The following is a 23,949-nucleotide window of genomic DNA, read 5'->3' on the forward strand; positions in this document are numbered from 1 at the left end:
TCAGCTTCCCTCCAGAGCGGTTTCCTGTGCGGGCCCTTCGCGCCCGGCGGTCCTGCGTCCGTTCCGCCGGGCCGTGGACGTGTCCGAGGGTATGGCCAGTGCGGTGGCGCAGGCGACGAGCGCCACCGTGCCGGCCAGGGTGAAAGCGAGCTGGTAGCCGCCGAGCGTGGGGAACTCGGTGCCTCCGGCGGACGCGGTGTGCCGGACGAGCACCGCGGTGACGGCCGCACTGGAGACGCTCTGGCCGACCGTCCGCATCAGGACGTTCACGCCGTTCGCGGACGCGGTCTGCTCGACCGGCACCGCCCGCAGGATCAGCGTGGGCAGCGCCGAGTACGCGAAGGTCGTGCCGGTCGCCACGATCGCGGCACCCAGCACGATCACCCACAACTCCCGGCTGTCCACGATGCGTACGGCATAGCCGAGCGCCATGACCGCGCCGCCGACGGCGAGGGTCACCCGGGGGCCGCGAGCCGTGGAGACGCGGGCCGACAGCGGTGAGAGGGCCAGCATGATCACGCCGTTGGGAAGCAGGCACAGCCCCGTCGCCACGATGGACAGCTCCAGGCCGTAGCCGCTCACGGCGGGCGCCTGCACCAGCTGCGCGGTGACCAGCGAGTTGGCGTAGAAGGCGAATCCGGCGAGCAGCGCGGTCAGGTGCGGGAGGGCGACGCGTCGTCCGGACGCGAGGCGCAGGTCCACCAGTGGCTGTTTCGCGCGCAGCTGCATCCGCCACCACACGGACAGGATGACGACCGCGCCCGCGAACAGTCCGAGGACCGGGCCGCTCCCCCACCCCCACTGGCCGCCCTGTGACACCGCGAGCAGCAGACAGACGAGACCGGCCGCGAGGCCGAGCGCACCCCACGTGTCGAACCGCCCCGGCGAACGCACCGGTGACTCCCGCACGGCCCACCGGGCGAGCAGCAGACCGGCCGTGCTCAGGGCGGCCGTCACCCAGAACATGGCGTGCCAGTCCGCGTACTGCACGATGAGCGCCGCCAGCGGCAGACCGAGCGCGGCGCCGATGCCGACCGTGGAGCTCATCAGGGCGACGGCGGATGCGGTGCGCCGGGGCGGGAGTTCGTCGCGCAGGATGCTGATGGACAGGGGCACCACCGAGGCGGAGGCACCTTGCAGGGCGCGCGCCGCGATCAGCAGCCGGATGTCGGACGTGAGCGCGCAGAGCACCGACCCTCCGGCCATCAGGCCGAGGGCGAGCAGCAGGACGCGGCGTTTGCCGTACATGTCGCCGGCCCGGCCGAGTACGGGGGTGAGGACCGCGCCCGCCAGGAGTGTGGCGGTGACCAGCCAGGACACGGCACCGGGTGAGCTGCCGGTCAGGCGGGGCAGATCGGGCAGCAGGGGGACGACGACGGTCTGCGTGACGGCCATGAGGATGCCGCCGAAGGCGAGCACGGGGACCGCGAGCCGGGCGCGCGCCCCTCCCCCGTCGCCGACGGCCGGAACCGGTGCCATGACGTATCCCCCCGGCGGAATCTCGCGATCAGGTGAATTACCATTCACCATAGCTAGTGAATGGGAATTCACCCAGAGAAATTCGGCGAGAATTCGGGCGGGGAGCCCCGCCCGCCCGTGGCCGTGAACCGTCCGGGCCCGCCACGCACCCCTGCCGCGGCAGGCCCACTGTCGGCGGCTTCGGTCATACTGCGGCCCATGAACCGACTCCGCATCGGCCTGGTGGGCACCGGCCCGTGGGCCTCCGCCACGCACGCCCCCGCGCTGTCCAGCCACCCGGGCGTGGACCTCAGCGGCGTCTGGGGCCGTCGCCCCGAGCCCGCGGCCGCGCTCGCCGCCGAGCACGGGACGAGGGCGTACGCGGACGTGGACGACCTGTTCGCCGCCAGTGACGCCGTGGCGTTCGCGGTGCCGCCCGACGTGCAGGCGCCGCTCGCCGCGCGGGCCGCGGCGGCGGGCTGCCACCTGCTGCTCGACAAGCCGGTGGCCACGACGACGGCCGGCGCGCGGGACCTCGCCGCGGCGGCCGAGCGCGCGGGGGTCGCCTCCGTGGTCTTCTTCACGCTGCGCTTCACCACCGCATCGGCGGCCTGGCTGGCCGAACAGACCGCCACGGGTGGCTGGTTCACCGGCCGCGCCGACTGGTACGGCTCGTTCTACGCGCCGGACGGCAGCGCCGCTTTCTCGTCACCGTGGCGTGCCAGCCGCGGCGGCCTGTGGGACGTGGGCCCGCACGCCCTGTCCATGCTGCTGCCCGTGCTCGGCGACGTGACCGCCGTGACCGCGGCCGAGGGCCCCAGGGACACGGTCCACCTGATCCTGCGGCACGAGAGCGGCGCGTCGAGCACGGCGACGCTGAGCCTGACGGCGCCGCCGAAGTGCGAGGGTCTCGCCGTGGAGTTGCGCGGGGAGAGCGGCACGGTGGCGCTTCCGCCGTGGGAAGGGGCGGGTGACGCGCTCGGGGCTGCGGTGGACGCGCTCGTCGAGTCCGCGGCCACGGGCACGGCTCATCCGTGCGACGTACGGTTCGGGCTGCGGGTCTCGGAGATCCTGGCGCAGGCGGAGGAGCACATCACGGCCACCTGACGCGCCCGGAACAACCACGGGCGGCCGGTACCGTGGCCGCTACGTAATGGCGAGTGACGGCACCGACCGCAGCCGGTGGTCCTACGGAACCGGCACGGGAAGCCGAGCTGTGCGGTCCTGTGCTGCTCCGATTCCGATCACGCGGATCAGAATACGAACAGTTGTCCCACACGCTTCCCACAGCGGCCCAGTAGGCCTAGGGGGTACCCAATGCCGGGGAATTTCAGCCATTCTCAAGCTCCCCGGACAAGATGCCCCGCTGTTGCGCACGAGTGTCATCCGACGATCAAACCTGCAGGTCGGTGACCCCGCACGCTCCATGATGCCTGAGCGACTGATCGTTTTCTTCGGGCAATGTTTACTACCAAAGCCGATGTGAATATTTAGACTGATCACGCTCCAACTCGGCGTGCACCAAGAGGGATTACCCACCATGAACAAGACGGCGCTCCGCGCTCTGCTCCGCGAACGACGCGCCCTCATAGCCCCCGAATCGCACGGCTTCGCCCGCCCCACGGGCCAGGGCCGGCGCGCACCCGGCCTGTCACAGCACCAGGTCGACCAACTGCTGCACCGCACCTTCGGGACGTACCACCGTCTCGAGTCCGGCAATTACCCCAACCCGCCGACCTCGCTGCTGCGGGACGTGGCGCGGCTCTTCGGTCTGAACGAGCAGGAGTGGGTGTCCCTCTGCCGCTACGCCCTGCTGCAGGACCCGCCGGGTCCGCTCCACCTCTCCTCCGGCAAGGAGGTCCCCGGCGTCTGGCAGGAGGCGGTCGACGGGATAGGGCACATGGCCTACGTGACCGACGCGTCCTGGGAGATGCTCGCGTACAACAGCGCCTTCGCTGCGATGTTCCCGAGCGGCAAGGTCCCCGGCAACACCCTGCGCTGGATGCTCCTCGACCCGCACGGCCGCGAGACCCTGATGGACTGGCACAGCGTGTGGGCGCCGATGGTGCTGCCGCAACTGCGGGCCGCGCTCGCCACCAGGCCCGACGACGACATACTGCGGCAGATCGAGAAGGAGATCCTGGCCGACCCCGAGACCGCCGACCTCTACGCCGCGGGCAACTCCCACCCCCATCCCGACGGCGACGAGCGCCCCCTGCTGCACGCCCTTGAGGGACCCGGCTGGGTCACCATGTGCGCGGCGCAGCCCCTGACGGCGCCGGGCTCCCGGCTGATGATCCTCGTGTTCCACCGCGGCACGCAGCGCGTCCACTCGCGCGCGCCCAACCTCCGCTCCGACTGACCCGGCGCACACGCCCGGTCCACCCGACCCCCACCCTCGTACACACATTCGAGCAATCGGCGTAAAACAGGGCACTCTCGGCATAGTGCAGTAATTTGGCCACGTCCCCACCTGCACCGCCGATCCACGGGGAGCCGCCTCGTGACTGCTCACGTACTCCGACCACGGACCGTCCTCGGCGACCACAAGGTCACCACCGCCGAGATAGCCGACGACGTGAGCGCGCACCACGCCGACCACCCGCGGCTGCGCGCCATCCTCCGCGTCATCGGCAACTGCGGCGTCCGGACCCGTTACTTCACGCGACCGCTCGACTCCCCCACCGTGTCCGGCACGGCCGACGTCGGGGAGCGCGCCCGTATCGCCTTCTCCGACGCACTCGACATGGCCGAACGAGCCTGCACCCTGGCCCTGGACAGCGCGGGCCTGGCCGCGCGGGACATCGACGCCCTCGTCACCACGCACACCACGAGCTGGGCCGTCCCGAACCTGGACATCAACCTCGTCACGCGGCTCGGCCTCCGCCCCGACCTGCGCCGCGTCGCGCTCACCTCGGTGGCCTGCCCGGGCGGCGCCCAGGCCCTGACCCGCGCCGCCGACCTCCTCGCCGCGCGGCCGGGCGGCAAGGTCCTGGTGGTCGCCTCCGAAGTGCTGTCCAGCATCTACCACCACAGCGACACCACCATCGAGTCCATGATCTACAAAGCGCTCTTCGGCGACGGGGCCTCAGCGACCGTCGTCACCGACACCCCGCTGGGCCCCGGACTGGCCGTCGAGGACACCTTCGAGTACGTCCTCGCCGGTAGCCTCGAACGCCAGCGCGGCAGGATCGCCGAGGACGGCATCCACTTCGACTCGACCAAGCAGGTCCTGGCCGCCGTCACCGACGTGATGCCGCCCCTCCTGGAGTGGCTCGGCCCCCGGCGGCCCGACTTCGCCGTCATCCACCCCGGCAGCCCGCGCATCATCGCCGACACGGCGACCGCGCTGCGCCTGGACGAGCACGCCGCACGGCACTCCACGGACACACTCGGCCACGAGGGCAACCTGGGCGGCGTGAGCATCCTGCGCGTCCTGGAACGCACCCACGCCGACCCGCCGGACGACGGCGCGCACGGCGCGGCCATCGCCTTCGGCCCCGGCTTCGCGACGGCGGCCCTGCGCTGCCGCTGGCGCTCCTGAAAACCGGTTGCCGCCGGTTCGCCGTGCTGCTGAGGTGACCGCATGGATCACGCAGCGGTACTGGCCGCGTACGACCGTCAACTCCGGCACGACACACAGGGCGAGGGCGGCGACACCCGGGTCGAGCGGACCGGCGGCGTCGTGCGCGTGACCGGCTCCGCGCACCACTGGAACGGTGTCCTGTGGACCGACGCCGACGCGTCGACGGCGGACGCCGTGATCGCGGAACAGGTACGGCATTACACCGAGCAGGGGCGCGAGTTCGAGTGGAAACTGCACTCGTACGACCTTCCCGCAGACCTCGACAAGCGTCTCCTGGCGGCCGGGTTCGAGGCCGAACCGACGGAGACCGTGATGGTCGCCGAGGCCGCCGCCCTGCCCGAGGGACCCGAACTGCCCGAAGGCATCCGGCTGGTGCCCGTGACGGACGCGGCAGGCGTACGCCTCATGTCCCAGGCGCACCTCGCCGCCTTCGGTGAGGGCGACGCGGCGCTGAGCGAACACCTCGCCCGGCGGGTCCTCGCTCAGCTCACCGAGACACCGGACGACATCGTCGCGGTCGTCGCCATGGCCGGCGACCGGCCGGTGTGCGGCGCGCGCATGGAGTTCCGGCCGGGCACCGACTTCGCCGGGCTGTGGGGAGGCGGCACCGACCCGCAGTGGCGCGGCAGGGGCATCTACCGCGCGACGGTCGCCCACCGCGCCCGCATCGCCGTCGAGCGCGGCTACCGCTATCTGCAGGTCGACGCCACCGACGACAGCCGCCCGATCCTGGACCGGCTCGGCTTCGCCACGCTCTGCACGACCACGCCGTACGTGTACCGGCCGTAGGGCGTACCCGGTTGTCGGAGCGGCCCGTCTACTTGGCCGGGCGGCGGCGCAGCGCGCGGTCCGTGGCGGTCAGGACGATGAGGGCCAGGGCCAGCACGGCGCCGACGGCGGCCATGAGGTGCAGCCCGCCGTCGTCGGCCCGCTGTCCGTAGGCGAGGCCGATCAGGCCGGAGGCCGTGATGGCGCCGATGTACTGGGCGGTGCGCTGGAGTCCCGCCGCCGACCCGATCGCCTCCGGGGGCGCGAACTGCTGCACGGCCGCCTGGTTGCCGGTGCCCAGGAGCCCCTGCGGGATGCCGAAGCAGGCACCCGCCAGGAGCAGCGCGGCGAGCGGCGTGGACCCGGTGGTGAAGAGCAGCAGCGAGCTGCCCGCGGCGAGGAGCACCGCGGCGACGGTGAGCGGCGCGCGAATGCCCTTGGTGCGCGCCCCGATCAGGGAACAGGCCAGGGCCGCGAGGGACATCGGCAGCATGACGAGCCCGGTGTGCAGCGAGGAGTAGCCGCGCTCCTCCTCCAGCCACTGGGTGAAGCCGTACATCACGCAGTACACGACGAGGTAGCTGAGCCCGTGCCGCAGGTAGGTGCGGGCGAGCGCGTGGTTGGTGCCGAGCATGCGCAGGTCGATGAAGGGGTGCGGGTGGCGCAGCTGCCACCACGTGAGGAGGGCGGCGAGCAGCACGACCGGGGCGAGGAGCGGCCACATCGGGTGGCGCAGGTCGAGGAGGAACACGACGAGGCAGCTCAGCGCGCCCGTGAAGAGAGCGATCCCCAGCGGATCGAGCGTCCCCTTGCGGCCCGCTGCTCCCGCCGCCCGCTCGCGCGGTGCGTCCTTGGGTATCCATCGCAGGGCGGTGGCGTACGCGATGACCGCGACCGGCACGTTGACGGCGAAGACGGCGCGCCAGCCCGCGGTCGCGACGAGGAGGCCGCCGAGGGTCGGGCCGATCGCCGCGCTGCCGAGCGCCGCGAAGGAGAGGCGGCCGAGGACGGTACGCGGAGTCGGGGTGCCGAGCCGGGTCGACTCGTCGCGCAGGACGGCCATCGCGGCGGGGTACGCGGCGGACGTGCCGATGCCGAGGAGCGCCCGGGAGGCGAGCAGCCAGCCGAATGCCGGGGCGAGCGCTCCGACGAGGCCCGACACGACGACGAGGACGAGTCCGCCGAGGAAGACGCGGCGCGGTCCGACGCTGTCGGCGAGCTTGCCGAGCACGGGCTGGGCGACGGCGCTCGCGAGGTAGAGCACGGAGACGAGCCAGGCGGTGTCGGAGGCGCCGACGCCGAAGTCGTGGCCGATCGCCACCAGGCCGGTGGAGATCATCGTGGTGTTGAGGGGGTTGAGCAGGGAGCCGAGCAGCAGCGGCGCGGTCAGTCGCGCTCCGAAGGCGGACCGCTCCCGCACCGGACGCCGCCGGGCGCGCGCGACGGGAGTGGCCTTCACTTCTGCACCAGTCGCTCCAACAGCGCGATGGTGTCGGCCAGTTGGCGCCGCTCGGCCGGGTCGAGCTCTTCGGAGACCGCCTCCGACAGCCAGCCGCGCTTGGCGGCGCGGCCGTCGGTGAGGGTGCGGCGCCCCTCATCGGTCAGGGAGAGGACGGACTGTCGCCCGTCGTTCGGATCGGGGGTCCGCTCGATGAGCTCCATGGATTCCAGGGCGCTCACGGTCATCCGCATCGACTGCGGCCGCACGAACTCGGCACGCGCGAGACCCGCGGTGGTGGTGGGGCCTCCGCGGTCGAGCCGGGCGAGGACGGAGCGCTGCGAGGGGCTGAGCCCGTTCATGGGCGACGCGCCGCGCAGCTTCCGTACGAGACGCCCGACGACGTGCGTGAGGTCGGCGGCGACCTGCTCCGGCGTGGGCTCTCCAGAGTGTCCGCTCATACGCCGACCGTACGACACAGCAAGTCAAACTTGCAAGTTTGCCTTCCTATCTACGCCTAGCGGATCGGCATCCCCGAGAGGGTCCGCGCGATGACCAGCCGCTGGATCTCGCTCGTACCCTCGAAGATCGTGTAGATCGCGGCGTCGCGGTGCATGCGCTCCACCGGGTACTCGCGGGTGAAGCCGTTGCCGCCGAGGATCTGGACCGCCTGCCCTGTGACCTTCTTGGCGACCTCGCTCGCATACAGCTTCGACATGGAGCCCTCGGCCGACTCGAACTTCTTGCCCGTGGTGGCCATCCAGGAGGCGCGCCACACCAGGAGGCGGGCCGCGTCGATCTGGGTGCGCATGTCGGCGAGCTGGAAGGCGATGCCCTGGTTGTCGATGATCGGGCGGCCGAACTGGGTGCGCGTCTTGGCGTACTCCAGGGCCTCCTCGTACGCGGCACGCGCCGTACCGACGGCCATGGCGCCGACCGCCGGGCGGGAGGCCTCGAACGTGGCCATCGCCGCGTTCTTGACGCGCTCGCCACCGGACTTGGCGCGCTCCCGCGCGCGGGCCATGCGCTCGTCCAGCTTCTCCTTGCCGCCGAGCAGGCAGTGCCCGGGGACGCGGACGTCCTCGAGGACGACCTCGGCGGTGTGCGAGGCGCGGATGCCGTGCTTCTTGAACTTCTGGCCCTGGGACAGGCCCGGGGTGTTCGGCGGGACGATGAAGGACGCGTGGCCCTTCGAGCCGAGCTCGGGGTCGACGACCGCGACGACGACGTGCACGTTGGCTATGCCGCCGTTGGTCGCCCAGGTCTTCGTGCCGTTGAGGACCCACTCGTCCTTGACCTCGTCGTAGACGGCGCGGGTGCGCATGGCGGCGACGTCGGATCCGGCGTCCGGCTCGGACGAGCAGAACGCGGCGACCTTGACGTCGTTCACGTCGCCGTACATCTGCGGGATCCAGGTGCCGATCTGCTCCTCGGTGCCGTTGGCGAGCACACCGACGGCGGCCAGGCCCGTGCCCATGATGGACAGGCCGATGCCGGCGTCACCCCAGAAGATCTCCTCCGTCGCCATCGGGATGCCGAGGCCCGAGGGGTCGAAGAACTGCTGGGCGTAGAAATCCAGCGAGTAGATCCCCAGCTTCGCCGCTTCCTGGATGATGGGCCACGGGGTTTCCTCGCGCTCGTCCCACTCGGCGGCCGCGGGGCGGATCACATCGGCGGCGAACCCGTGGAGCCAGTCCCGGACCTCCTTCTGTTCGTCGTTGAGCTCCATGGTGAACTCGGTCATGACCCCTCCAGGACCTGCGATCATCTGCGACGTTACTTGCGGTAACCGCAGTCTGTTACCGGCCAGTAGTCCATGTCAACTCCCGGTGGCCCGTTCGATCCGGTCGGGACGACGGGTGTTACGTTGCGCGTGCGTCACCGATTCAGCACGGGCGGGGAGAAACGATGGAGACCACGCAGCGGACCGATCAGCAACGGTCCGCGGAACACCGGCGGCGAGAGCTCCTCGAGGCCGCGGACCGGGTCGTGCTCCGCGACGGCCCCGGCGCCTCGATGAACGCCATCGCCGCCGAGGCAGGCATCACCAAGCCGATCCTCTACCGCCACTTCGGCGACAAGGGCGGCCTGTACGCGGCACTCGCCAAGAGACACACCGACGCCCTTCTGGAGGCCCTGCGCGCCGCGCTCGACGCCCCGGCCGAGCGCAGGGAACGGGTCGAGGCGACGCTCGACACCTACCTCACGGCGATCGAGGCACGCCCGCAGGTCTACCGCTTCCTCATGCATCCGTCGGAGGCCCCCTCCCCCGGCGAGCAGGGCTTCGACGTCGGGCTGCACTCGGCCCCCCTGCTGCGCCGGCTCGGCGAGGAGCTCGCGGAGGTCATCGAGGAGCGCGTCGACCTCGGCCCGGAGAGCGCCCAGCTCGCCCGGGTGTGGGGACACGGCATCGTCGGCATGATGCACGCGGCGGGCGACTGGTGGCTCGGCGAACGGCCCTGCCCCCGCGCCCAGTTGGTGCGCAGCCTCGCCGACCTGCTCTGGGGGCGGCTCGCGGCGGCGGGCAACCGCGTCGGAGGTCCCGGGTTCTGATATCGGACGTTCCAGCTCCGGACGGTGCGGCCTCAGACGTTCCAGGAGGCCTTGGCGGCCGACCGCAGCACCCTCCGGCGCCGCCAGCCCGTGACACGGTCGGTGTAGACGCCACCGTCGAGGTGGTCGCACTCGTGCTGGAGGCAGCGGGCGAACCAGCCCGTCCCGTGCACCTGGACCGGCTCCCCCCGTACGTCGACGCCTTCGACGACGGCGTGGTCGAAGCGCGGCGTGCCCGCTTCGAGTCCGGGCAGCGAGAGACATCCCTCGGGACCGCGCACCGTCACGCCGTCCGCCTCGACGAGTCTCGGGTTGACCACGTGCCCGAGGTGGCGGACGTCGTCGTCGTCCGGGCAGTCGTAGACGAACACCCGTCGGCCGACGCCGATCTGGTTCGCGGCGAGCCCCACGCCCCGCGCGGCGTACATCGTCGCGAACATGTCCTCGACGAGGCGCGCCAGTTCGGGGCCGAAGTCGGTGACTTCCTCGCACGGCGCGTGCAGCACCGGGTCGCCGAGCAGGGTCAGAGGTCGTACGCGCCCCGAGGCGCCCGGGATCGTGCCGTGTCGCATGGCGGCAAGAGTACGGTCCAGGGGACGGAGCGGCACCGCCGAGGTGCCGAGGTGGTGCCGCAATTCGGGCTTGCAGATGGATCTCGATAGGCTGAGCAGCGAAACGATGCCGGGGGCAGGCGCGGCGCCGTACGCAAGGAGGATCTCGACAGATGTCAGGCAACACGGACCCGCTGTCGCCGCGGGCCAAGCTGGCCGTGACGGCGGGCAAGGCGGCCGCGGCGGTGTCCCGGGCAGCGGGCCGCGGCAGCGGATCGGTGATCGGCGGCAAGGTCGCGCTCAGGCTCGACCCCGAACTGCTCGGACGGCTCGCCACGCACCTGGACGTCGTCCTCGTGTCGGCCACCAACGGCAAGACGACCACCACGCGACTGATCGCCGAGGCGCTGCGGGCCAGTGGCCCGGTCGTCTCGAACGCGCTCGGTGCGAACATGCCCGCCGGAATCACCTCGGCGCTGGCCGGCGGCTCGGACGCCAGGTTCGGTGTGATCGAGGTCGACGAGAAGTACCTCGCGGGCGTCGCCCGTGACGTCGACCCCAAGGCGATCGCGCTGCTCAACCTCTCCCGCGACCAGCTGGACCGCGCCGCGGAGACCCGTATGCTCGCCGAGAGGTGGCGCGAGGGTCTGGCCGGCTCCAAGGCCGTGATCATCGCCAACGCCGACGACCCGCTGGTCGTCTGGGCGGCCTCCTCGTCGCCGAACGTGGTGTGGGTGGCGGCGGGCCAGGAGTGGAAGGACGACGCCTGGTCGTGCCCGTCCTGCGGCGGCGTCATGCAGCGCCCCGGGGACGACTGGTTCTGCGGCGAGTGCGGCTTCCGCCGTCCGGCGCCCAGCTGGGTGCTCTCCGGCGACCACGTCCTGGACCCGCACGGCTCCGCGTGGCCGATCCACCTGCAGCTGCCGGGCCGGGCCAACAAGGCCAACGCGGCCTCGTCGGCCGCCGTGGCCGCCGTCTTCGGCGTGCCGCCGCAGGTCGCCCTCGAGCGCATGTACCAGGTGCAGGCGGTCGCGGGACGTTACGACGTCGTGCAGTTCCAGGGCCGTGACCTGCGTCTGCTGCTCGCCAAGAACCCCGCGGGCTGGCTCGAAACGTTTTCGCTGATCGACCCGCCGCCGACCCCGGTGATCCTCTCCGTGAACGCGCGCGGCGCCGACGGCACGGACACCTCCTGGCTCTGGGACGTCGACTACACCCGGCTCGCCGGTCACCCGATCTTCGTGCTCGGCGACCGCAAGCTGGACCTCGCCGTGCGCCTCGAGGTCGCGGGCCTGGACTTCCGGGTCTGCGAGAGCGTCGACGAGGCGGTGCAGTTCGCCCCGCCGGGACGCATCGAGACGATCGCGAACTACACCGCGTTCCAGGACCTGCGCCGCCGCGTCGGCAACTGACCCGCCCGGATAAGGACATGAGCATGAGCGACAACAGCCTGCGGCTGGTGTGGGTCTACCCCGACCTGCTGAGCACGTACGGAGACCAGGGCAACGCCCTGGTCGTGGAGCGCCGCGCGCGTCAGCGCGGCCTCCAGGTCGAGCGCTACGACGTGCGCAGCGACCAGCCGGTGCCCACCTCCGGCGACATCTACCTGATCGGTGGCGGCGAGGACCGCCCGCAGCGGCTCGCGGCCGAGCGGCTGCGCCGCGACGGCGGCCTGCAGCGCGCCGTCGGCAACGGCGCGATCGTCTTCTCGGTCTGCGCCGGGTACCAGATCCTCGGCAACGAGTTCATCAACGACCTCGGCCAGCGCGAGCCGGGCCTCGGCCTCCTCGACGTGGTCTCCACCCGCGGCGAGGGCGACCGGTGCGTCGGCGACGTGCTCGGCGACATCGACCCGCAGCTCGGGCTGCCGCCGCTGACCGGGTTCGAGAACCACCAGGGCATCACGCACGTCGGCCCGGCCGCACGGCCGCTCGCCCGCGTGACGCTCGGCCGGGGCAACGGCACGGGCGACGGCACCGAGGGCGCGTACAACGGCACGGTCTTCGGCACGTACATGCACGGCCCCGTCCTCGCCCGCAACCCGCTCATCGCGGACCTGCTCCTGAAGCTGGCCCTCGACGTGAACGCGCTGCCGCCGACGGACGACCGCTGGTACGAGGCGCTGCGCGCCGAGCGCATCAACTCCGCGCAGCAGCCCGCGTAACACCTCCGCCGCGCCCCCGTCCGAGGGCCCGCCTGACGCCCCGCCCGCACATGTGAGCGCGGGCGTCCAGCCCTCGGACGCCAGGTGCGGTCCGGCCCCCCGGCGCCTATAGGGTGGCGGGGATCCAGCCGGACGACGTGGTCCGGTCATCGACCCACGTTGCAAAGGTATTCCGGGCAATGCGCATTGGTGTCCTGACCTCCGGCGGCGACTGCCCCGGCCTGAACGCCGTCATCCGCTCCGTCGTGCACCGCGCGGTGGTGGACCACGGCGACGAGGTCATCGGCTTCCACGACGGCTGGAAAGGCCTCCTGGAATGCGACTACCGCAAGCTGGACCTCGACGCGGTGGGCGGCATCCTCGCCCGCGGCGGCACGATTCTCGGCTCCTCGCGCGTCCAGCCCGCGCATCTGCGGGACGGCGTCGAGCGGGCGAAGGGCCACGTCGCCGAGCTCGGCCTCGACGCGATCATCCCGATCGGCGGTGAGGGCACCCTCAAGGCGGCCCGGCTCCTCTCCGACGCGGGCCTGCCCATCGTCGGCGTCCCCAAGACCATCGACAACGACATCGCCGTCACGGACGTCACCTTCGGCTTCGACACGGCCGTCGGCGTGGCGACGGAGGCACTCGACCGCCTCAAGACCACCGCGGAGTCGCACCAGCGCGTGCTCATCGTCGAGGTGATGGGCCGGCACACCGGCTGGATCGCCCTGCACTCGGGCATGGCCGCGGGCGCGCACGCCATCGTCGTCCCGGAGCGCCCCTTCGACATCGAGGAGCTGGCCGCGAAGGTCGGCGAACGGTTCTCGGCGGGCAAGAAGTTCGCGATCGTCGTCGCCGCGGAGGGCGCCAAGCCCCGCGAAGGCTCCATGGAGTTCGACGTGGGCGTCAAGGACGTCTACGGCCACGAGCGGTTCGCCGGCATCGCCCGCCAGCTCTCCCTCGAACTGGAGCAGCGCCTCGGCAAGGAGGCCCGTCCGGTCATCCTCGGTCACGTCCAGCGCGGCGGCACCCCCACCGCGTACGACCGCGTCCTCGCGACCCGCTTCGGCTGGCACGCCGTGGAGGCCGTGCACCGCGGCGAGTTCGGCAACATGACGGCGCTGCGCGGCACGGACATCACGATGGTGCCGTTGGCGGAGGCCGTGGAGACGCTGAAGACGGTGCCCGAGGAGCGGTACGCCGAAGCGGAGTGCGTGCTGTAGTCCGCTCGCCCGTCGAACTCCTGCCCCCGGTCGCGTCAGCGGCCGGGGGCAGTTCTACTCTGGTGCCGACACACGTCGCACAATCCGCACGAATCAGGAGCCACTGGATGGATCACAGCGGGCACGGCATGAACATGGATCTGCCGCCGTTCACGCTGGGGCGAGGCCTCGAGCTGTCGGCCGACCCCTTCTTCCTCATCGGCTGCCTGGTGGCTCTCGCCCTGTACGGGTGGGGCGTGGCGCGGCTCGTGCGGCGCGGTGACAAGTGGCCGGTGGGCCGTACGGTGTCGTTCGTGCTCGGCATCCTGACGGTGCTCCTGGTGATGTGCACCAAGCTCAACGACTACGGCATGGTCATGTTCAGCGTGCACATGGTGCAGCACATGGTGATCAGCATGCTGTCGCCGATCCTGCTGCTGCTCGGCGCCCCGATCACGCTGGCGCTGCGTGCGCTGCCGGCGGCGGGACGCGGCCGCAAGGGCCCCCGCGAGTGGCTCCTCCGGCTGCTGCACAGCCGCTACATCAAGATCATCACGCATCCCGCGTTCACGATCCCGCTCTTCATCGCGAGCCTGTACGCGCTCTACTTCACGCCGCTCTTCGACACGCTGATGGGCTCCAAGGCGGGCCACATCGGGATGATGGTCCACTTCCTCGCCGTCGGCCTCGTCTTCTTCTGGCCGATCATGGGCGTCGACCCGGGACCGCACCGCCCCGGCTACATCATGCGGATGCTGGAGCTGTTCGCGGGCATGCCGTTCCACGCGTTCTTCGGCATCGCGCTGATGATGGCGAGCCAGCCGATGATCGGCACGTACATGCACCCGCCCGCCTCGCTCGGCATCGACGCGCTCGCCGACCAGGAGGCCGCCGGCGGCATCGCCTGGGCGTTCAGCGAGATCCCGTCCGTCGTCGTCCTGGTCGCCCTCCTCTTCCAGTGGCGGCGCTCCGACGACCGCGAGGCGCGCCGCAAGGACCGTGCCGCGGACCGCGACGGCGACAAGGAGCTGGAGGCGTACAACGCCTATCTGGCCTCACTGGCCGCTCGCGGACGCTAGCGCCAAAGGGTCTTCCCGGGTCACGATGGTCTTCGGACCGCGGTCCGGGCGCCTCGGCGCCGCGGACTGCCGGGAGGAGGCGGAGCGATGCCCGGTTCCACGAAGACCATGGGTGGGTTCACCATCGGCGGCCTCGTCATGGTGACGGCCTACACGGCGGCGCTCGGCAGCAACGGCTGGTTGTGGTTCGGCTGGGTGGTCCTCGGTCTGATCACGCTGGCGATGGTGCTGTCGCGGCCCGCGTGAGGGTGGCGGCGCGCCGCGGTCGCCCGCGAGGCTCAGAAGCGGAAGACGTGGCCCGTGTCCGCGTCCAGGGCGCAGGCGTTCGGGTACGTCTTGTGCCACTTCACCGCCTTGCCCTTGTACGACCCGGTCGCCGTCGCCGTGACCGGGTCGAACTCCTTGGTGCAGGCGTGCGGGTCGTCCGGCAGCCCGTCGAAGTCTCCCCCGGCCGCAGCGACCGCCTCGCACGCCCGGGCCGCCTGCGGGTGCGCTCCTGCGGGTTCGGGCACGCAGCGCAGCAGCACGCCCCGGGTCCAGGTGTTCTCGGCGCCCGAGACGGTGAGGAAGAGCCCGCGCTTGGTGGCGGGTGCGGCGGTCTCGGCGGCTTGGGCGGGCGCGAGCCCTCCGAGAGCCACCAGGGCGGCGGCGGCCGCGAGGGGGAACGAGCGCATGAGGGACCTCCGGGATACACGTCGGACGTGACGGCGGCGGTGACGTTCCGTGGCGTCGGGCGGCACCGAGGAGTAGCCACGGCACCCTTCGACGGCGGTGTACGCCGGGCCGCCACGCCGGTCGTTCACCCGCCCGGCCGCACGCAACGGCCCGTACGGGCTCTCGCATCCGCGCGATCGATTGACTACTGTTCCGCGTCACCGATTGACTACTGCGCGTCGGCACCGGGATCAGGGGGAAGGCGGCCGCCATGTTCTACCTACTGCTCAAGCACGTGATCCTCGGCCCGCTGCTCCGGCTGATGTTCCGCCCCAGAATCGAGGGCCTGGAGCATGTGCCGGACGGCGGCGCGGCGATCGTCGCGGGAAACCACCTGTCGTTCTCCGACCACTTCCTGATGCCGGCGATCATCAAGCGCCGCATCACGTTCCTGGCGAAGGCCGAGTACTTCACGGGGCCGGGCCTCAAGGGCCGCCTGACGGCCGCGTTCTTCCGCAGCGCGGGACAGATCCCGGTGGACCGCTCCGGCAAGGAGGCGGGCCGGGCCGCGATCCGCGAGGGCCTCGGCGTGCTGCGCAAGGGCGAGCTGCTCGGCATCTACCCGGAGGGCACCCGCTCGCACGACGGACGCCTCTACAAAGGCAAGGTCGGGGTCGCGGCGATGGCGCTCAAGGCGCAGGTGCCGGTGGTCCCGTGCGCCATGATCGGCACCTTCGAGGCGCAGCCGCCCGGCCGGAAGTTCCCCAAGTTCAAGCGGGTGACGATTCGTTTCGGCGAGCCGCTCGACTTCACGCGCTACGTCGGCATGGACGGCGAGAAGGCCGTCCTGCGGGCGGTCACCGACGAGATCATGTACGCCATCCTCGGGCTCTCCGGGCAGGAGTACGTCGACAAGTACGCGGCCGTCGTCAAGGCGGAGGAGGCGGCGGAAGCGGAACGCGAACGCGCGGCGGCGGGGGGCAAGGAACCGCGCAGGCGGCCGCGGATGCCGTTGAGCTGAGGGGGCCGGAGTACGCATCGCCGGGGAAGACACCGAAAGCAGCGGCGCCGCCGCATGCGCTCCCGGAGCACACGACGCACGAGCGATCCGCCCCTCACCGGGACCCGGCCCGTCTGCTGACAGCAGATCCCTCTTCAGCCCGCGCCCGGCGGCGCTTACGGTCCGATCATGAAGAGCGCATTGGTCATCGGAGCGACAGGACAGATCGGGCGGGTCGCGGTGCGCGCCCTCGCCGAGGACGGCTGGGCGGTGCGGGCCGCGTCGCGGGGCGCCGGCCGCGACGAGCGGTGGCCGCAGGACGTACGGGCGGTACGGCTCGACCGGGAGGACGACGCGGCGCTCGCGGGGGCGCTCGGCGACGGGGTGGACCTCGTGGTCGACATGGTGGCGTTCACGGCCGCGCACTCCCGGCAGTACGCGGAGTTCGCCGACCGGATCGGGTCGGCCGTGGTGGTGTCCAGCGGGGCGGTCTACACGGACGCGCGGGGCCGCAGCTTCGACACCCAGGACGAGCCCGACGGCTCCCCCGAGTACCCCGTGCCGATCCCGGAGAGCCAGCCCACGGTCGCTCCCGGCGACGCGACGTACGGCACCCGCAAGATCGGGATCGAGCGGGACCTCCTGGCGATGGGCGACCGGCTGCCGGTGACGCTGTTGCGGGCCGGCGCGATCTACGGCCCGCACTGCCGCGGGCCGCGCGAGCTGTACTTCGTGAAGCGGAACCTGGACAAGCGGCGCACGCGCGTCCTCGCCCACGGAGGGCGCAGCTGCTTCCACCCGGTGAGCGTCCACAACATCGCGGAGCTGATACGGCTCGCGGCCGGGCGGCCCGGGTCCCGGGTCCTCAACGCGGCCGACCCGGAGGCGCTCACGGTCGCGGAGATCGGTGCGGCGATCGACACGGTGATGGGTTTCGAGAGCGAGACAGTGCCGATGCCAGGCGATGCGCCTGCCACGAGCGTCGGTGTCACCCCGTGGAGCACGCCGCATCCGGTCGTCTACGACATGTCGGCGGCGGAGCGGGAGCTGGGGTACCGCGCCGTGACGTCGTACGTCGACGCCCTCGCGGAGACGGTCGACTGGATCGCGGACCGTCTGGGCGACCGCGACTGGCGCGAGGTGTTCCCTGAGATGGCGGCGAACTACGACCGGTCGCTCGACCTCTTCGACTATGCGGCGGAGGACGCGTGGCTGGCGGACCGGAGGAACTCCTGACACCTCGCTCCCCAAGCACGTGACCCCTCCCCCGGGCACGTGACTCCTACGCCGCGCAACGACGACGGCCGCCACCGGAGGGGTCCCTCCGCTGGCGGCCGCGCAGTTCACCTACAACGCATCCGCATCCACATCCCCTACGGCTTGGGCGTGGCGTGCGGGCCGCAGGTGACGTCGGAGGCGTCCACCTTGCCGGTCAACAGGTAGGTGTCGACACGGGTGTTGAGGCACGGGTTGGCGAGGTTGGTGATGCCGTGCGAACCGGCGTCCTTCTCGGTGACCATGCGGGAGCCCTTGAGGCGCTTGTGCAGCTCGACGGCGCCGGGGTACGGCGTGGCGGCGTCCCGCGTGGACTGCATGATCAGCGTCTTCGGCAGACCCTTGTGCGTGCGCACCTCGACGGGGCGCTGCTGCTTGCTGGACCAGGTGGCGCAGGGCAGGTTCATCCAGGCGTTACCCCAGGTCATGAAGGGGCTGGTCTGGTGGATGCGGGTGTTGTCGCGGTCCCACTTCCGCCAGCTGCGCGGCCACTTGGCGTCGGCGCACTCGACGGCGGTGTAGACCGCGTTGCCGTTCTCACTGGTGATGTTGCCCGCGGTGTCGGAGAGGTCGGGGCTCGCCGCCTCGATGAGGGGCTTCGGGTCGCCGGCGGCGTACTTGCTCCAGTTCGTGGCGATCTCGACCCAGGACGAGTCGTAGTACGGCGCGTTCTGGAAGTACGACTGCAGCTCGGCCGGGCCGACGACGCCGTTCAGGGGCTGCTTCTTGGCGGTGGCGCGCAGCTTGTCCCACTGGGCGCGGACCTCGGTGTAGGTGTCGCCGAGGTGGAAGGCGGAGTCGTTCTTCGCGACCCACTTCATCCAGTCGATGAGGCGCTTCTCGAAGGCGACGTCCTGGTCGAGGTTGACCTCGTACCAGATCTTGTCCGTGCGCGGATTGACGACGGAGTCGAAGATCATGCGGCGCACGTGCGTCGGGTAGAGGGTGCTGTAGACCGCGCCCAGGTAGGTGCCGTAGGAGACGCCGAGGAAGTTCAGCTTCTTCTCGCCGAGCGCGGCGCGGATGACGTCCAGGTCGCGGGCGGTGTTGGGCGTCGTCATGTGCGGCAGCATGTCGCCGCTGCGCTCCTGGCAGCCGTCGGCGTACTCGGCGGCGAGCTTGCGCTGGGCGCGCTTGTCGGCCTCGCTGTCGGGGATCGGGTCGAGCTTGGGCGCCTTCACGAACTCCTGCGGGTCGACGCAGGAGATGGGCGCGGAGTGCCCGACGCCGCGCGGATCGAAGCCCACGAAGTCGTACGCCTTGGAGGTCTTCTCCCAGAGCTTGCTCTTGGTGGTGACGCGGCGCGGGAAGCGCATGCCGGAGCCGCCGGGGCCGCCCGGGTTGTAGACCAGGGCGCCCTGCCGCTCGTCCTTGGTGCCGGTGCTGCCGATGCGGTCGACGGCGAGCTTGATCTTCTTGCCGTTGGGCTTGGCGTAGTCGACGGGGACGGTGACCCAGCCGCACTGGATGGGCTTCTCCAGCCCCCAGTCGGCGGGGCAGTTCCGCCAGTCGATGCCGGCCTTCGCGGCGCGCTGCGCGGCGAGGACGGCGCCGCGCATCTCACGGTCCTTGCCGGAGCGGGCCGCGTCGGCCCGCGCCGTCGTAGCGGCGTCGGCGTTCGCCGTCGGGGCCGCGACGGCCCCCGCTATCAGCGTCGCCGCGACGAGGGCCCCCGCGGATCCGAACACCGCCGTCCGCCGTCTGGTCCCTGGGGTCCTTTTCAAGTCGGGCCTCCCGCACATCGATTCGAGCAGATTCGATCAGTACGGGGGATCCTTGCGCCTGCGGGGTGGCTGAGAACAGATGGAGCCGGAGTTTTTTGCCAATCCGATAAACGGGGCGGGACGTACCGGTGAGCGGCCACGGCGGGTCGGATGGTGCTGCTCCACCGGTCGGCCGGACCCGGATGGACCACAGTCGCCCGCAACCGGGGGACTCGTCCGGGCCTCGCCGAGTCGCGCCGTGCCGCCGGGGCCCATAGACCAGGAGTCATGAGCAACAGCGACGAGCAGGGCGAGACGATCTACAAGCCGGGCGAGATCGTCCCCGAGTCCGGGATCTACGAGTGCGAGTGCGGCCAGCACCACCGGTACAGCACCGACGTGCGGGGCCACCGGTTCCCACCCCCGCACGAGGGGTGCTCCGGGACCGGGTGGAAGCTCACGACCCGCGCACACGACTGACCGCGGTTCGAGCGTTCTCGATCAGCGCGGCGGCGGCTCTCAGAACCATGCCGTCGCCGCCGCGCCCGGCTGGCCGGTTCGGGCGGCTTCGCGGCGGCCCTGTTCGCGGGAGAATCGACGCGGACTCAGCTCCGGGAGGACGCCGACATGAGTGTGCTGTCGACCAGGCTCACCGAGAAGTACGCCGTCCGTCACCCGTTCGTCTGCGCCGGAATGGGCATCGTCGGCGGTAACGCCGAACTGGCGGTGGCCGTGGCCGACGCAGGGGGCGTCGGTGCGGTGGGCGCCGCGCTCATGCCCCCGGACGTCCTCCGGCAGATCATCCACGCCGTGCGCAAGGGCGCCGGAAGCGCTCCGTTCCACATCAACCTGATCACGTACTTCGACAACACCGAGCACGTCGCCGTCTGTGCCGAGGAGCAGGTGCCGATCGTCTCGTACCACTGGGGCCATCCACCGGCCGATCAGCTCGAACAGCTGCGTGCGGCGGGAGTGTCGGTGTGGGAGCAAGTGGGCTCCGTCGACGCGGCCAGGCGCGCCGTCGACGACGGTGTGGAGGCGGTCGTCGCCCAGGGCTGGGAGGCCGGCGGGCACAACTTCGGCGGGCTGCCCACCATGGTCGGCGTCCCCGCCGTCGTCGACGCCGTGGGAGACCGCGCGCTGGTCCTCGCCGCGGGCGGCATCACCGACGGCCGCCAAGTCGCCGCGGCCCTGTGCCTGGGCGCCGACGGCGTCTGGGTCGGCACCCGCATGGCCGCCACCCGCGAGGCTGAGGTGCATCCCGAGCACCACCGGCGGCTGATCGCCGGCCTGGGCGAGGACACGGTACTCACCGGGATCTTCGGCCCCGAGTGGCCGGAGTTCAACCCGATGCGGGTGCAGCGCGACCGCGTGGTGGCCGAGTGGCACGACCGCACCGCCGAAGTGCCGACCGTCCGCGACTCGTTGGAGCAGGTCGGCACCACCGTCTTCCAGGGCGAGGAGACGGTGCTGCGCAAGTTTAACGTCCTGCCGCCCGTGCCCGCCACCGAGGCGGACTGGGAGGAGATGCCCTGGCTGATGGGGCAGGGCGTCGGTCTCATCCACGACATCAGGCCCGCGGGCGACGTCGTCCGCGAGATGATGGACCAGGCCGAAGTGGTGCTGACGACGCGACATCATCGGTGAGGAGAGCGCTCGGCGCGCAACTCGACTCGTAGGATGCCTGCATGTCCATGCCGAGACCGACGAATCGCCGTACGTGGATCGCCACTTGGCCGGAAGAACGCGGACTATTTCCGCCGCAGCGGTCTGCACCCCCTCCCCTCCTCGCAAGCGCTCACTCGGGCCGCCCTCGCGAGCCAGCCCTTGCTGCTGCTGATGCTCGCCCTGTACGACGCCGAGGACAATGCCTATCAGCGGGAGGCGGACACGCTGGTGAGCCATGAACTGTACGAACGCCTGCTCACCCGCTTCGCCCGCCGCGAGGTCCTGAAGCACGAGTCCGGGCTGAGCGACCTCGATCTGTCGCAGGCCGTCGAGTACGAGCTGTTACGGCTCTCGGTGGCGGCCTTCGGCATGTTCAACGGCAATGGGACATGGCCGGGCAGCCCGTGCACCAGGAGTGGATCGACCGGGCGCACCACCTGTTCGACACGCACAACACGGAGGCGGCATCGCCCGCTCTCGCCACGGCCTTCGACGTCCTCGTGGACGAGCTCCCCCACCCTCAGCACTGAGCAGGTCTCACCCCAGGCGGCGCACCGCCTCGTCCATCGCTCTGCGTACCAGCAGCGCGTCCGGCGCGACGGCCGTGACCAGGACTCCCGGCCCCGCGAGCGGCGTGATGGCGGCCCACTCCCCCAACGGCCCGGCGGCGGGCTTGTCGTGGGTGTACTCCGGGCGTACGACGATGAGTTGACCGATCGCACGGTGGCCGGCCAGGACCGCGGGGCCGTCCCAGCCGCCGGGTGCGCCGGGGCCGCAGGCCAGTTCCTGGTCCAGGAGCAGCTGTCCGGCGCGGCGCACCGTGAGGCGGCTGGTGAGGCGGCCCGGGGCCTCGCCCGTGCGGCCCAGGACCTGTTCCTCGCGGAGCACCAGGCGGGCCCCGGCGGCCAGCTCAGCGCACGTCGTGACGCGCAGGTCGCTGCCGCACACCGAGATCAACTGCTCCGGCAGCCAGCGCAGTTCGGCGTCGTCGGCGACGGAGAGGCGTACGTCGTAGCGTGCCGCCGTCTCGGTCTGGCCCGGCAGCGCCATGGTGGCCGCAGCCGAGTCCATGTGGAGCGCGGCCCCCGGATGGACCGCGGCCTCGACGGTCAGGTGGTCGCCGCCCAGAGGACCGCTCATCGCCCCGACCAGCGTCACGCGCGCCGTGCGGCCCGTGGAGCGGGTGCGGCGCAGCGCGAGCGGGCCCTCTCCGTCGAGTACCGGCAGGGAGATGCGGCCGCGGTCATCGGCACGCGCCTCGACGCGGGCCGTGGCGCGGATGCCCGCGGCGTTCACTCGCCCCTCGCCGATGCCGTCCCGGGACGCGAGGTCCGTCGTCACGCCGACGCGGTCCACGTCGCGTACTGCTCGCGCACCCACGCGGCGACCGGGCCGACACCCTCACCCGAGCGCAACGACTGGAAGACGACGGGGAGTTCGGCGCGCTGGGCCTTCGCGTCGGCGGCCATCCGGGCGAGGTCGGAGCCGACGTGCGGGGCGAGGTCGGTCTTGTTCACGACGAGCAGGTCCGCCGTGGAGACGCCGGGGCCGCCCTTGCGCGGGATGTCGTCGCCGCCCGCGACGTCGATGACGAAGATCTGCGCGTCGACGAGGCCCTTGGAGAAGGTCGCCGTGAGGTTGTCGCCGCCGGACTCGACGAGGATCAGGTCGAGCGGGCCCACCTCGTCCTCCAGGTCCTCCACGGCCTCCAGGTTCGCGGAGATGTCGTCGCGGATCGCGGTGTGCGGGCAGGCTCCGGTCTCCACCGCGGTGATGCGCTCGGGCGGCAGGACGGCCTCGCGCAGCAGGAACTCGGCGTCCTCGCGGGTGTAGATGTCGTTGGTGACCACGGCGAGGGACAGTTCGTCGCGCAGGTCGCGGCAGAGCGCGGCGACGGTCGCGGTCTTGCCGGAACCGACCGGACCGCCGAGCCCTATGCGCAGTGCGCGACGGCGGCCGTCGGGGCGGTGGGCGTCGGCGGACACGGCGGCGGGGCCGTCATGGGAGTGGTCGAGGTGCATGCTGCTGCTCCTTCGGGTGGTGCCGGTCGTGGGCGGGAACGTGGGGCCGGTCGTACGGGAACGTGGGGTCGGTCGTGCGGGAACAAGTAGTCGGCTGAGAACGCGTGCGTGGAGCCGTCGCTAGGACGCGAACAGGCGGACCGGCCACGCCGCGTGCGCCTCCGCGCTGATCTCCAGAAGTGGCGCGGACGCCGCGGGCAGTGCGTCGACACCCTCGTCGACCACGCGTCTCGCCGCCTCGGCAGCCCGGTGCGCCACCTCGTCGACGTCCGGGGCGAGCCGGGCGAGGACCGCCGTGGCGTCGAAGGGGTCGAGGCTGAGGAGCCGGACCGTGGCGGTCGCGGGGCCGCTGATCCCTTCGTACGCCGAGCAGTACGCGGCGTCCTCGGGTCCGAGCCCGGCGGCGCGGGCGGCGAGTCCGAGGACCACCGGCTGGTGGGCTCCCTTGGGGAACTGCCGGGCCAGTTCGTCGAGTGCGGGATGCGGCCAGGTGGCGCGGGCGGCCCGCATCATCTGCCGACCGAGGCGCCGCGCGGCGGTACGCAGGGCCGGTGACGGCGTGCGGGCGTCCGCCGCCGCGTCCAGGGCGCCCGGGTCGACACCGAGGGCGGCGGCCGCCGCGAGGGCGGCCGCCACGAGCCCGGAGGTGTGCAGCCGACCCCGGCAGAACGCCTCCAGGCTCGCCGCACCGGTGATGCGGCCCGCCTTGACGGCCGCTTCGGCCCCGCCCGAGTGGGCGTGCCCACCGGCGGGGAAGCGGCCGTCGGCCAGGACGAGGAGTGCTGCTCGTGACATGTGATCGTCGCCAGCTTGTCGGGAGGGGAGGGAACGGGGTGAGTGGAGTGGG

The 23,949-nt window shown here is 71.7% G+C and carries 25 protein-coding genes; 15 read left to right on the top strand and 10 right to left on the bottom strand.

The window, feature by feature from the left end; genetic code table 11:
- Complete coding sequence (locus NOO62_RS02470; RefSeq protein ID WP_268769225.1) at positions 1-1,479, bottom strand: MFS transporter; 1,479 nt, start codon at positions 1,477-1,479, stop codon at positions 1-3.
- Positions 1,480-1,677: 198 nt separating this feature from the next.
- Between NOO62_RS02470 and NOO62_RS02475 the strand changes: the two genes are divergently transcribed.
- The 4 genes from NOO62_RS02475 to NOO62_RS02490 all read left to right on the top strand — a co-directional run bounded on the left by NOO62_RS02475 (position 1,678) and on the right by NOO62_RS02490 (position 5,833).
- Complete coding sequence (locus tag NOO62_RS02475; protein WP_268769226.1) at positions 1,678-2,565, top strand: Gfo/Idh/MocA family protein; 888 nt, start codon at positions 1,678-1,680, stop codon at positions 2,563-2,565.
- A gap of 433 nt (positions 2,566-2,998) precedes the next feature.
- Entirely contained in the window at positions 2,999-3,820 is an 822-nt protein-coding gene (locus tag NOO62_RS02480; RefSeq protein WP_268769227.1) for a helix-turn-helix domain-containing protein, read from the top strand.
- A 141-nt stretch (positions 3,821-3,961) separates the two neighbouring features.
- Positions 3,962-5,002, top strand: a complete 1,041-nt coding sequence (locus NOO62_RS02485; protein WP_268769228.1) for a PhlD — start codon at positions 3,962-3,964, stop codon at positions 5,000-5,002.
- Between the two features lie 42 nt (positions 5,003-5,044).
- Entirely contained in the window at positions 5,045-5,833 is a 789-nt protein-coding gene (locus tag NOO62_RS02490) for a GNAT family N-acetyltransferase (RefSeq protein ID WP_268769229.1), read from the top strand.
- 28 nt (positions 5,834-5,861) lie between these two features.
- Here NOO62_RS02490 and NOO62_RS02495 read toward each other — a convergent pair whose 3' ends face one another.
- From NOO62_RS02495 to NOO62_RS02505, 3 genes are read right to left on the bottom strand one after another with little or no spacing between them, the layout of a single operon-like run.
- Positions 5,862-7,271, bottom strand: a complete 1,410-nt coding sequence (locus tag NOO62_RS02495) for an MFS transporter (protein WP_414930757.1) — start codon at positions 7,269-7,271, stop codon at positions 5,862-5,864.
- The gene (locus NOO62_RS02500) at positions 7,268-7,711 is read right to left on the bottom strand and encodes a MarR family winged helix-turn-helix transcriptional regulator (RefSeq protein ID WP_268769230.1); all 444 of its coding nucleotides are present in this window, start codon (positions 7,709-7,711) and stop codon (positions 7,268-7,270) included. Before NOO62_RS02500 ends, NOO62_RS02495 begins: the two co-directional genes overlap by 4 nt.
- A gap of 56 nt (positions 7,712-7,767) precedes the next feature.
- A complete protein-coding gene (locus NOO62_RS02505; protein ID WP_268769231.1) occupies positions 7,768-8,994 on the bottom strand; it encodes an acyl-CoA dehydrogenase family protein in 1,227 nt (408 codons plus the stop codon).
- 164 nt (positions 8,995-9,158) lie between these two features.
- On the opposite strand from NOO62_RS02505, the gene NOO62_RS02510 reads away from it, so the two are divergent.
- A complete protein-coding gene (locus tag NOO62_RS02510; RefSeq protein ID WP_268769232.1) occupies positions 9,159-9,803 on the top strand; it encodes a TetR family transcriptional regulator in 645 nt (214 codons plus the stop codon).
- A 32-nt stretch (positions 9,804-9,835) separates the two neighbouring features.
- On the opposite strand, the gene def is transcribed toward NOO62_RS02510, so the two are convergent.
- Positions 9,836-10,375, bottom strand: a complete 540-nt coding sequence (gene def, locus NOO62_RS02515) for a peptide deformylase (protein WP_268769233.1) — start codon at positions 10,373-10,375, stop codon at positions 9,836-9,838.
- A 152-nt stretch (positions 10,376-10,527) separates the two neighbouring features.
- Between def and NOO62_RS02520 the strand changes: the two genes are divergently transcribed.
- From NOO62_RS02520 to NOO62_RS02540, 5 genes are all read left to right on the top strand, one after another.
- Entirely contained in the window at positions 10,528-11,766 is a 1,239-nt protein-coding gene (locus tag NOO62_RS02520; protein WP_268769234.1) for a MurT ligase domain-containing protein, read from the top strand.
- 23 nt (positions 11,767-11,789) lie between these two features.
- Positions 11,790-12,518, top strand: a complete 729-nt coding sequence (locus NOO62_RS02525) for a type 1 glutamine amidotransferase (RefSeq protein WP_268769235.1) — start codon at positions 11,790-11,792, stop codon at positions 12,516-12,518.
- A gap of 179 nt (positions 12,519-12,697) precedes the next feature.
- Positions 12,698-13,723, top strand: a complete 1,026-nt coding sequence (locus tag NOO62_RS02530; protein ID WP_268769236.1) for a 6-phosphofructokinase — start codon at positions 12,698-12,700, stop codon at positions 13,721-13,723.
- A gap of 107 nt (positions 13,724-13,830) precedes the next feature.
- Positions 13,831-14,781, top strand: a complete 951-nt coding sequence (locus tag NOO62_RS02535) for a cytochrome c oxidase assembly protein (RefSeq protein WP_150220545.1) — start codon at positions 13,831-13,833, stop codon at positions 14,779-14,781.
- Between the two features lie 87 nt (positions 14,782-14,868).
- A complete protein-coding gene (locus NOO62_RS02540; RefSeq protein WP_268769237.1) occupies positions 14,869-15,027 on the top strand; it encodes a hypothetical protein in 159 nt (52 codons plus the stop codon).
- 32 nt (positions 15,028-15,059) lie between these two features.
- Here NOO62_RS02540 and NOO62_RS02545 read toward each other — a convergent pair whose 3' ends face one another.
- Positions 15,060-15,455, bottom strand: coding sequence for an SSI family serine proteinase inhibitor (locus NOO62_RS02545; protein ID WP_268769238.1), 396 nt, complete (start codon positions 15,453-15,455; stop codon positions 15,060-15,062).
- A gap of 251 nt (positions 15,456-15,706) precedes the next feature.
- Between NOO62_RS02545 and NOO62_RS02550 the strand changes: the two genes are divergently transcribed.
- Positions 15,707-16,456 carry a lysophospholipid acyltransferase family protein gene (locus tag NOO62_RS02550; protein ID WP_268769239.1) on the top strand — a complete coding sequence of 250 codons (750 nt, stop codon included), beginning with the start codon at positions 15,707-15,709 and terminating at the stop codon, positions 16,454-16,456.
- 168 nt (positions 16,457-16,624) lie between these two features.
- Entirely contained in the window at positions 16,625-17,671 is a 1,047-nt protein-coding gene (locus tag NOO62_RS02555) for an NAD-dependent epimerase/dehydratase family protein (RefSeq protein ID WP_268769240.1), read from the top strand.
- 137 nt (positions 17,672-17,808) lie between these two features.
- On the opposite strand, the gene NOO62_RS02560 is transcribed toward NOO62_RS02555, so the two are convergent.
- Positions 17,809-19,434 carry an alpha/beta hydrolase gene (locus NOO62_RS02560; protein ID WP_268769241.1) on the bottom strand — a complete coding sequence of 542 codons (1,626 nt, stop codon included), beginning with the start codon at positions 19,432-19,434 and terminating at the stop codon, positions 17,809-17,811.
- A 267-nt stretch (positions 19,435-19,701) separates the two neighbouring features.
- Between NOO62_RS02560 and NOO62_RS02565 the strand changes: the two genes are divergently transcribed.
- The 3 genes from NOO62_RS02565 (at position 19,702) to NOO62_RS02575 (ending at position 21,611) form a co-directional block, all read left to right on the top strand.
- The gene (locus tag NOO62_RS02565) at positions 19,702-19,893 is read left to right on the top strand and encodes a hypothetical protein (RefSeq protein ID WP_268769242.1); all 192 of its coding nucleotides are present in this window, start codon (positions 19,702-19,704) and stop codon (positions 19,891-19,893) included.
- Between the two features lie 147 nt (positions 19,894-20,040).
- Positions 20,041-21,060 carry an NAD(P)H-dependent flavin oxidoreductase gene (locus NOO62_RS02570; protein ID WP_268769243.1) on the top strand — a complete coding sequence of 340 codons (1,020 nt, stop codon included), beginning with the start codon at positions 20,041-20,043 and terminating at the stop codon, positions 21,058-21,060.
- Positions 21,061-21,470: 410 nt separating this feature from the next.
- Positions 21,471-21,611, top strand: a complete 141-nt coding sequence (locus NOO62_RS02575) for a hypothetical protein (protein ID WP_268769244.1) — start codon at positions 21,471-21,473, stop codon at positions 21,609-21,611.
- Positions 21,612-21,618: 7 nt separating this feature from the next.
- Here the strand turns inward: NOO62_RS02575 and NOO62_RS02580 are convergent, their stop codons facing one another.
- From NOO62_RS02580 to NOO62_RS02590, 3 genes are all read right to left on the bottom strand, one after another.
- Positions 21,619-22,377, bottom strand: coding sequence for an urease accessory protein UreD (locus tag NOO62_RS02580; protein ID WP_268775447.1), 759 nt, complete (start codon positions 22,375-22,377; stop codon positions 21,619-21,621).
- 41 nt (positions 22,378-22,418) lie between these two features.
- The gene (gene ureG / locus NOO62_RS02585; RefSeq protein WP_268769245.1) at positions 22,419-23,102 is read right to left on the bottom strand and encodes an urease accessory protein UreG; all 684 of its coding nucleotides are present in this window, start codon (positions 23,100-23,102) and stop codon (positions 22,419-22,421) included.
- A 120-nt stretch (positions 23,103-23,222) separates the two neighbouring features.
- Entirely contained in the window at positions 23,223-23,897 is a 675-nt protein-coding gene (locus tag NOO62_RS02590) for an urease accessory protein UreF (protein WP_268769246.1), read from the bottom strand.
- Positions 23,898-23,949: the final 52 nt, after the last annotated feature.

It is taken from the genome of Streptomyces sp. Je 1-369 (assembly GCF_026810505.1).
Classification (GTDB): domain Bacteria; phylum Actinomycetota; class Actinomycetes; order Streptomycetales; family Streptomycetaceae; genus Streptomyces.

Excerpts from the sequence above, each read along its gene's own strand:
- NOO62_RS02470 (WP_268769225.1), bottom strand. The coding sequence starts at position 1,479 with ATGGCACCGGTTCCGGCCGTCGGCGACGGGGGAGGGGCGCGCGCCCGG.
- NOO62_RS02480 (WP_268769227.1), top strand. The coding sequence starts at position 2,999 with ATGAACAAGACGGCGCTCCGCGCTCTGCTCCGCGAACGACGCGCCCTC.
- def (WP_268769233.1), bottom strand. The coding sequence starts at position 10,375 with ATGCGACACGGCACGATCCCGGGCGCCTCGGGGCGCGTACGACCTCTG.
- NOO62_RS02540 (WP_268769237.1), top strand. The coding sequence starts at position 14,869 with ATGCCCGGTTCCACGAAGACCATGGGTGGGTTCACCATCGGCGGCCTC.
- NOO62_RS02565 (WP_268769242.1), top strand. The coding sequence starts at position 19,702 with ATGAGCAACAGCGACGAGCAGGGCGAGACGATCTACAAGCCGGGCGAG.
- NOO62_RS02510 (WP_268769232.1), top strand. The coding sequence starts at position 9,159 with ATGGAGACCACGCAGCGGACCGATCAGCAACGGTCCGCGGAACACCGG.
- NOO62_RS02520 (WP_268769234.1), top strand. The coding sequence starts at position 10,528 with ATGTCAGGCAACACGGACCCGCTGTCGCCGCGGGCCAAGCTGGCCGTG.
- NOO62_RS02575 (WP_268769244.1), top strand. The coding sequence starts at position 21,471 with ATGGCCGGGCAGCCCGTGCACCAGGAGTGGATCGACCGGGCGCACCAC.
- NOO62_RS02530 (WP_268769236.1), top strand. The coding sequence starts at position 12,698 with ATGCGCATTGGTGTCCTGACCTCCGGCGGCGACTGCCCCGGCCTGAAC.
- NOO62_RS02475 (WP_268769226.1), top strand. The coding sequence starts at position 1,678 with ATGAACCGACTCCGCATCGGCCTGGTGGGCACCGGCCCGTGGGCCTCC.
- NOO62_RS02555 (WP_268769240.1), top strand. The coding sequence starts at position 16,625 with ATGAAGAGCGCATTGGTCATCGGAGCGACAGGACAGATCGGGCGGGTC.
- NOO62_RS02500 (WP_268769230.1), bottom strand. The coding sequence starts at position 7,711 with ATGAGCGGACACTCTGGAGAGCCCACGCCGGAGCAGGTCGCCGCCGAC.
- NOO62_RS02570 (WP_268769243.1), top strand. The coding sequence starts at position 20,041 with ATGAGTGTGCTGTCGACCAGGCTCACCGAGAAGTACGCCGTCCGTCAC.
- NOO62_RS02545 (WP_268769238.1), bottom strand. The coding sequence starts at position 15,455 with ATGCGCTCGTTCCCCCTCGCGGCCGCCGCCGCCCTGGTGGCTCTCGGA.
- NOO62_RS02505 (WP_268769231.1), bottom strand. The coding sequence starts at position 8,994 with ATGACCGAGTTCACCATGGAGCTCAACGACGAACAGAAGGAGGTCCGG.
- NOO62_RS02525 (WP_268769235.1), top strand. The coding sequence starts at position 11,790 with ATGAGCGACAACAGCCTGCGGCTGGTGTGGGTCTACCCCGACCTGCTG.
- NOO62_RS02490 (WP_268769229.1), top strand. The coding sequence starts at position 5,045 with ATGGATCACGCAGCGGTACTGGCCGCGTACGACCGTCAACTCCGGCAC.
- ureG (WP_268769245.1), bottom strand. The coding sequence starts at position 23,102 with ATGCACCTCGACCACTCCCATGACGGCCCCGCCGCCGTGTCCGCCGAC.
- NOO62_RS02535 (WP_150220545.1), top strand. The coding sequence starts at position 13,831 with ATGGATCACAGCGGGCACGGCATGAACATGGATCTGCCGCCGTTCACG.
- NOO62_RS02590 (WP_268769246.1), bottom strand. The coding sequence starts at position 23,897 with ATGTCACGAGCAGCACTCCTCGTCCTGGCCGACGGCCGCTTCCCCGCC.
- NOO62_RS02550 (WP_268769239.1), top strand. The coding sequence starts at position 15,707 with ATGTTCTACCTACTGCTCAAGCACGTGATCCTCGGCCCGCTGCTCCGG.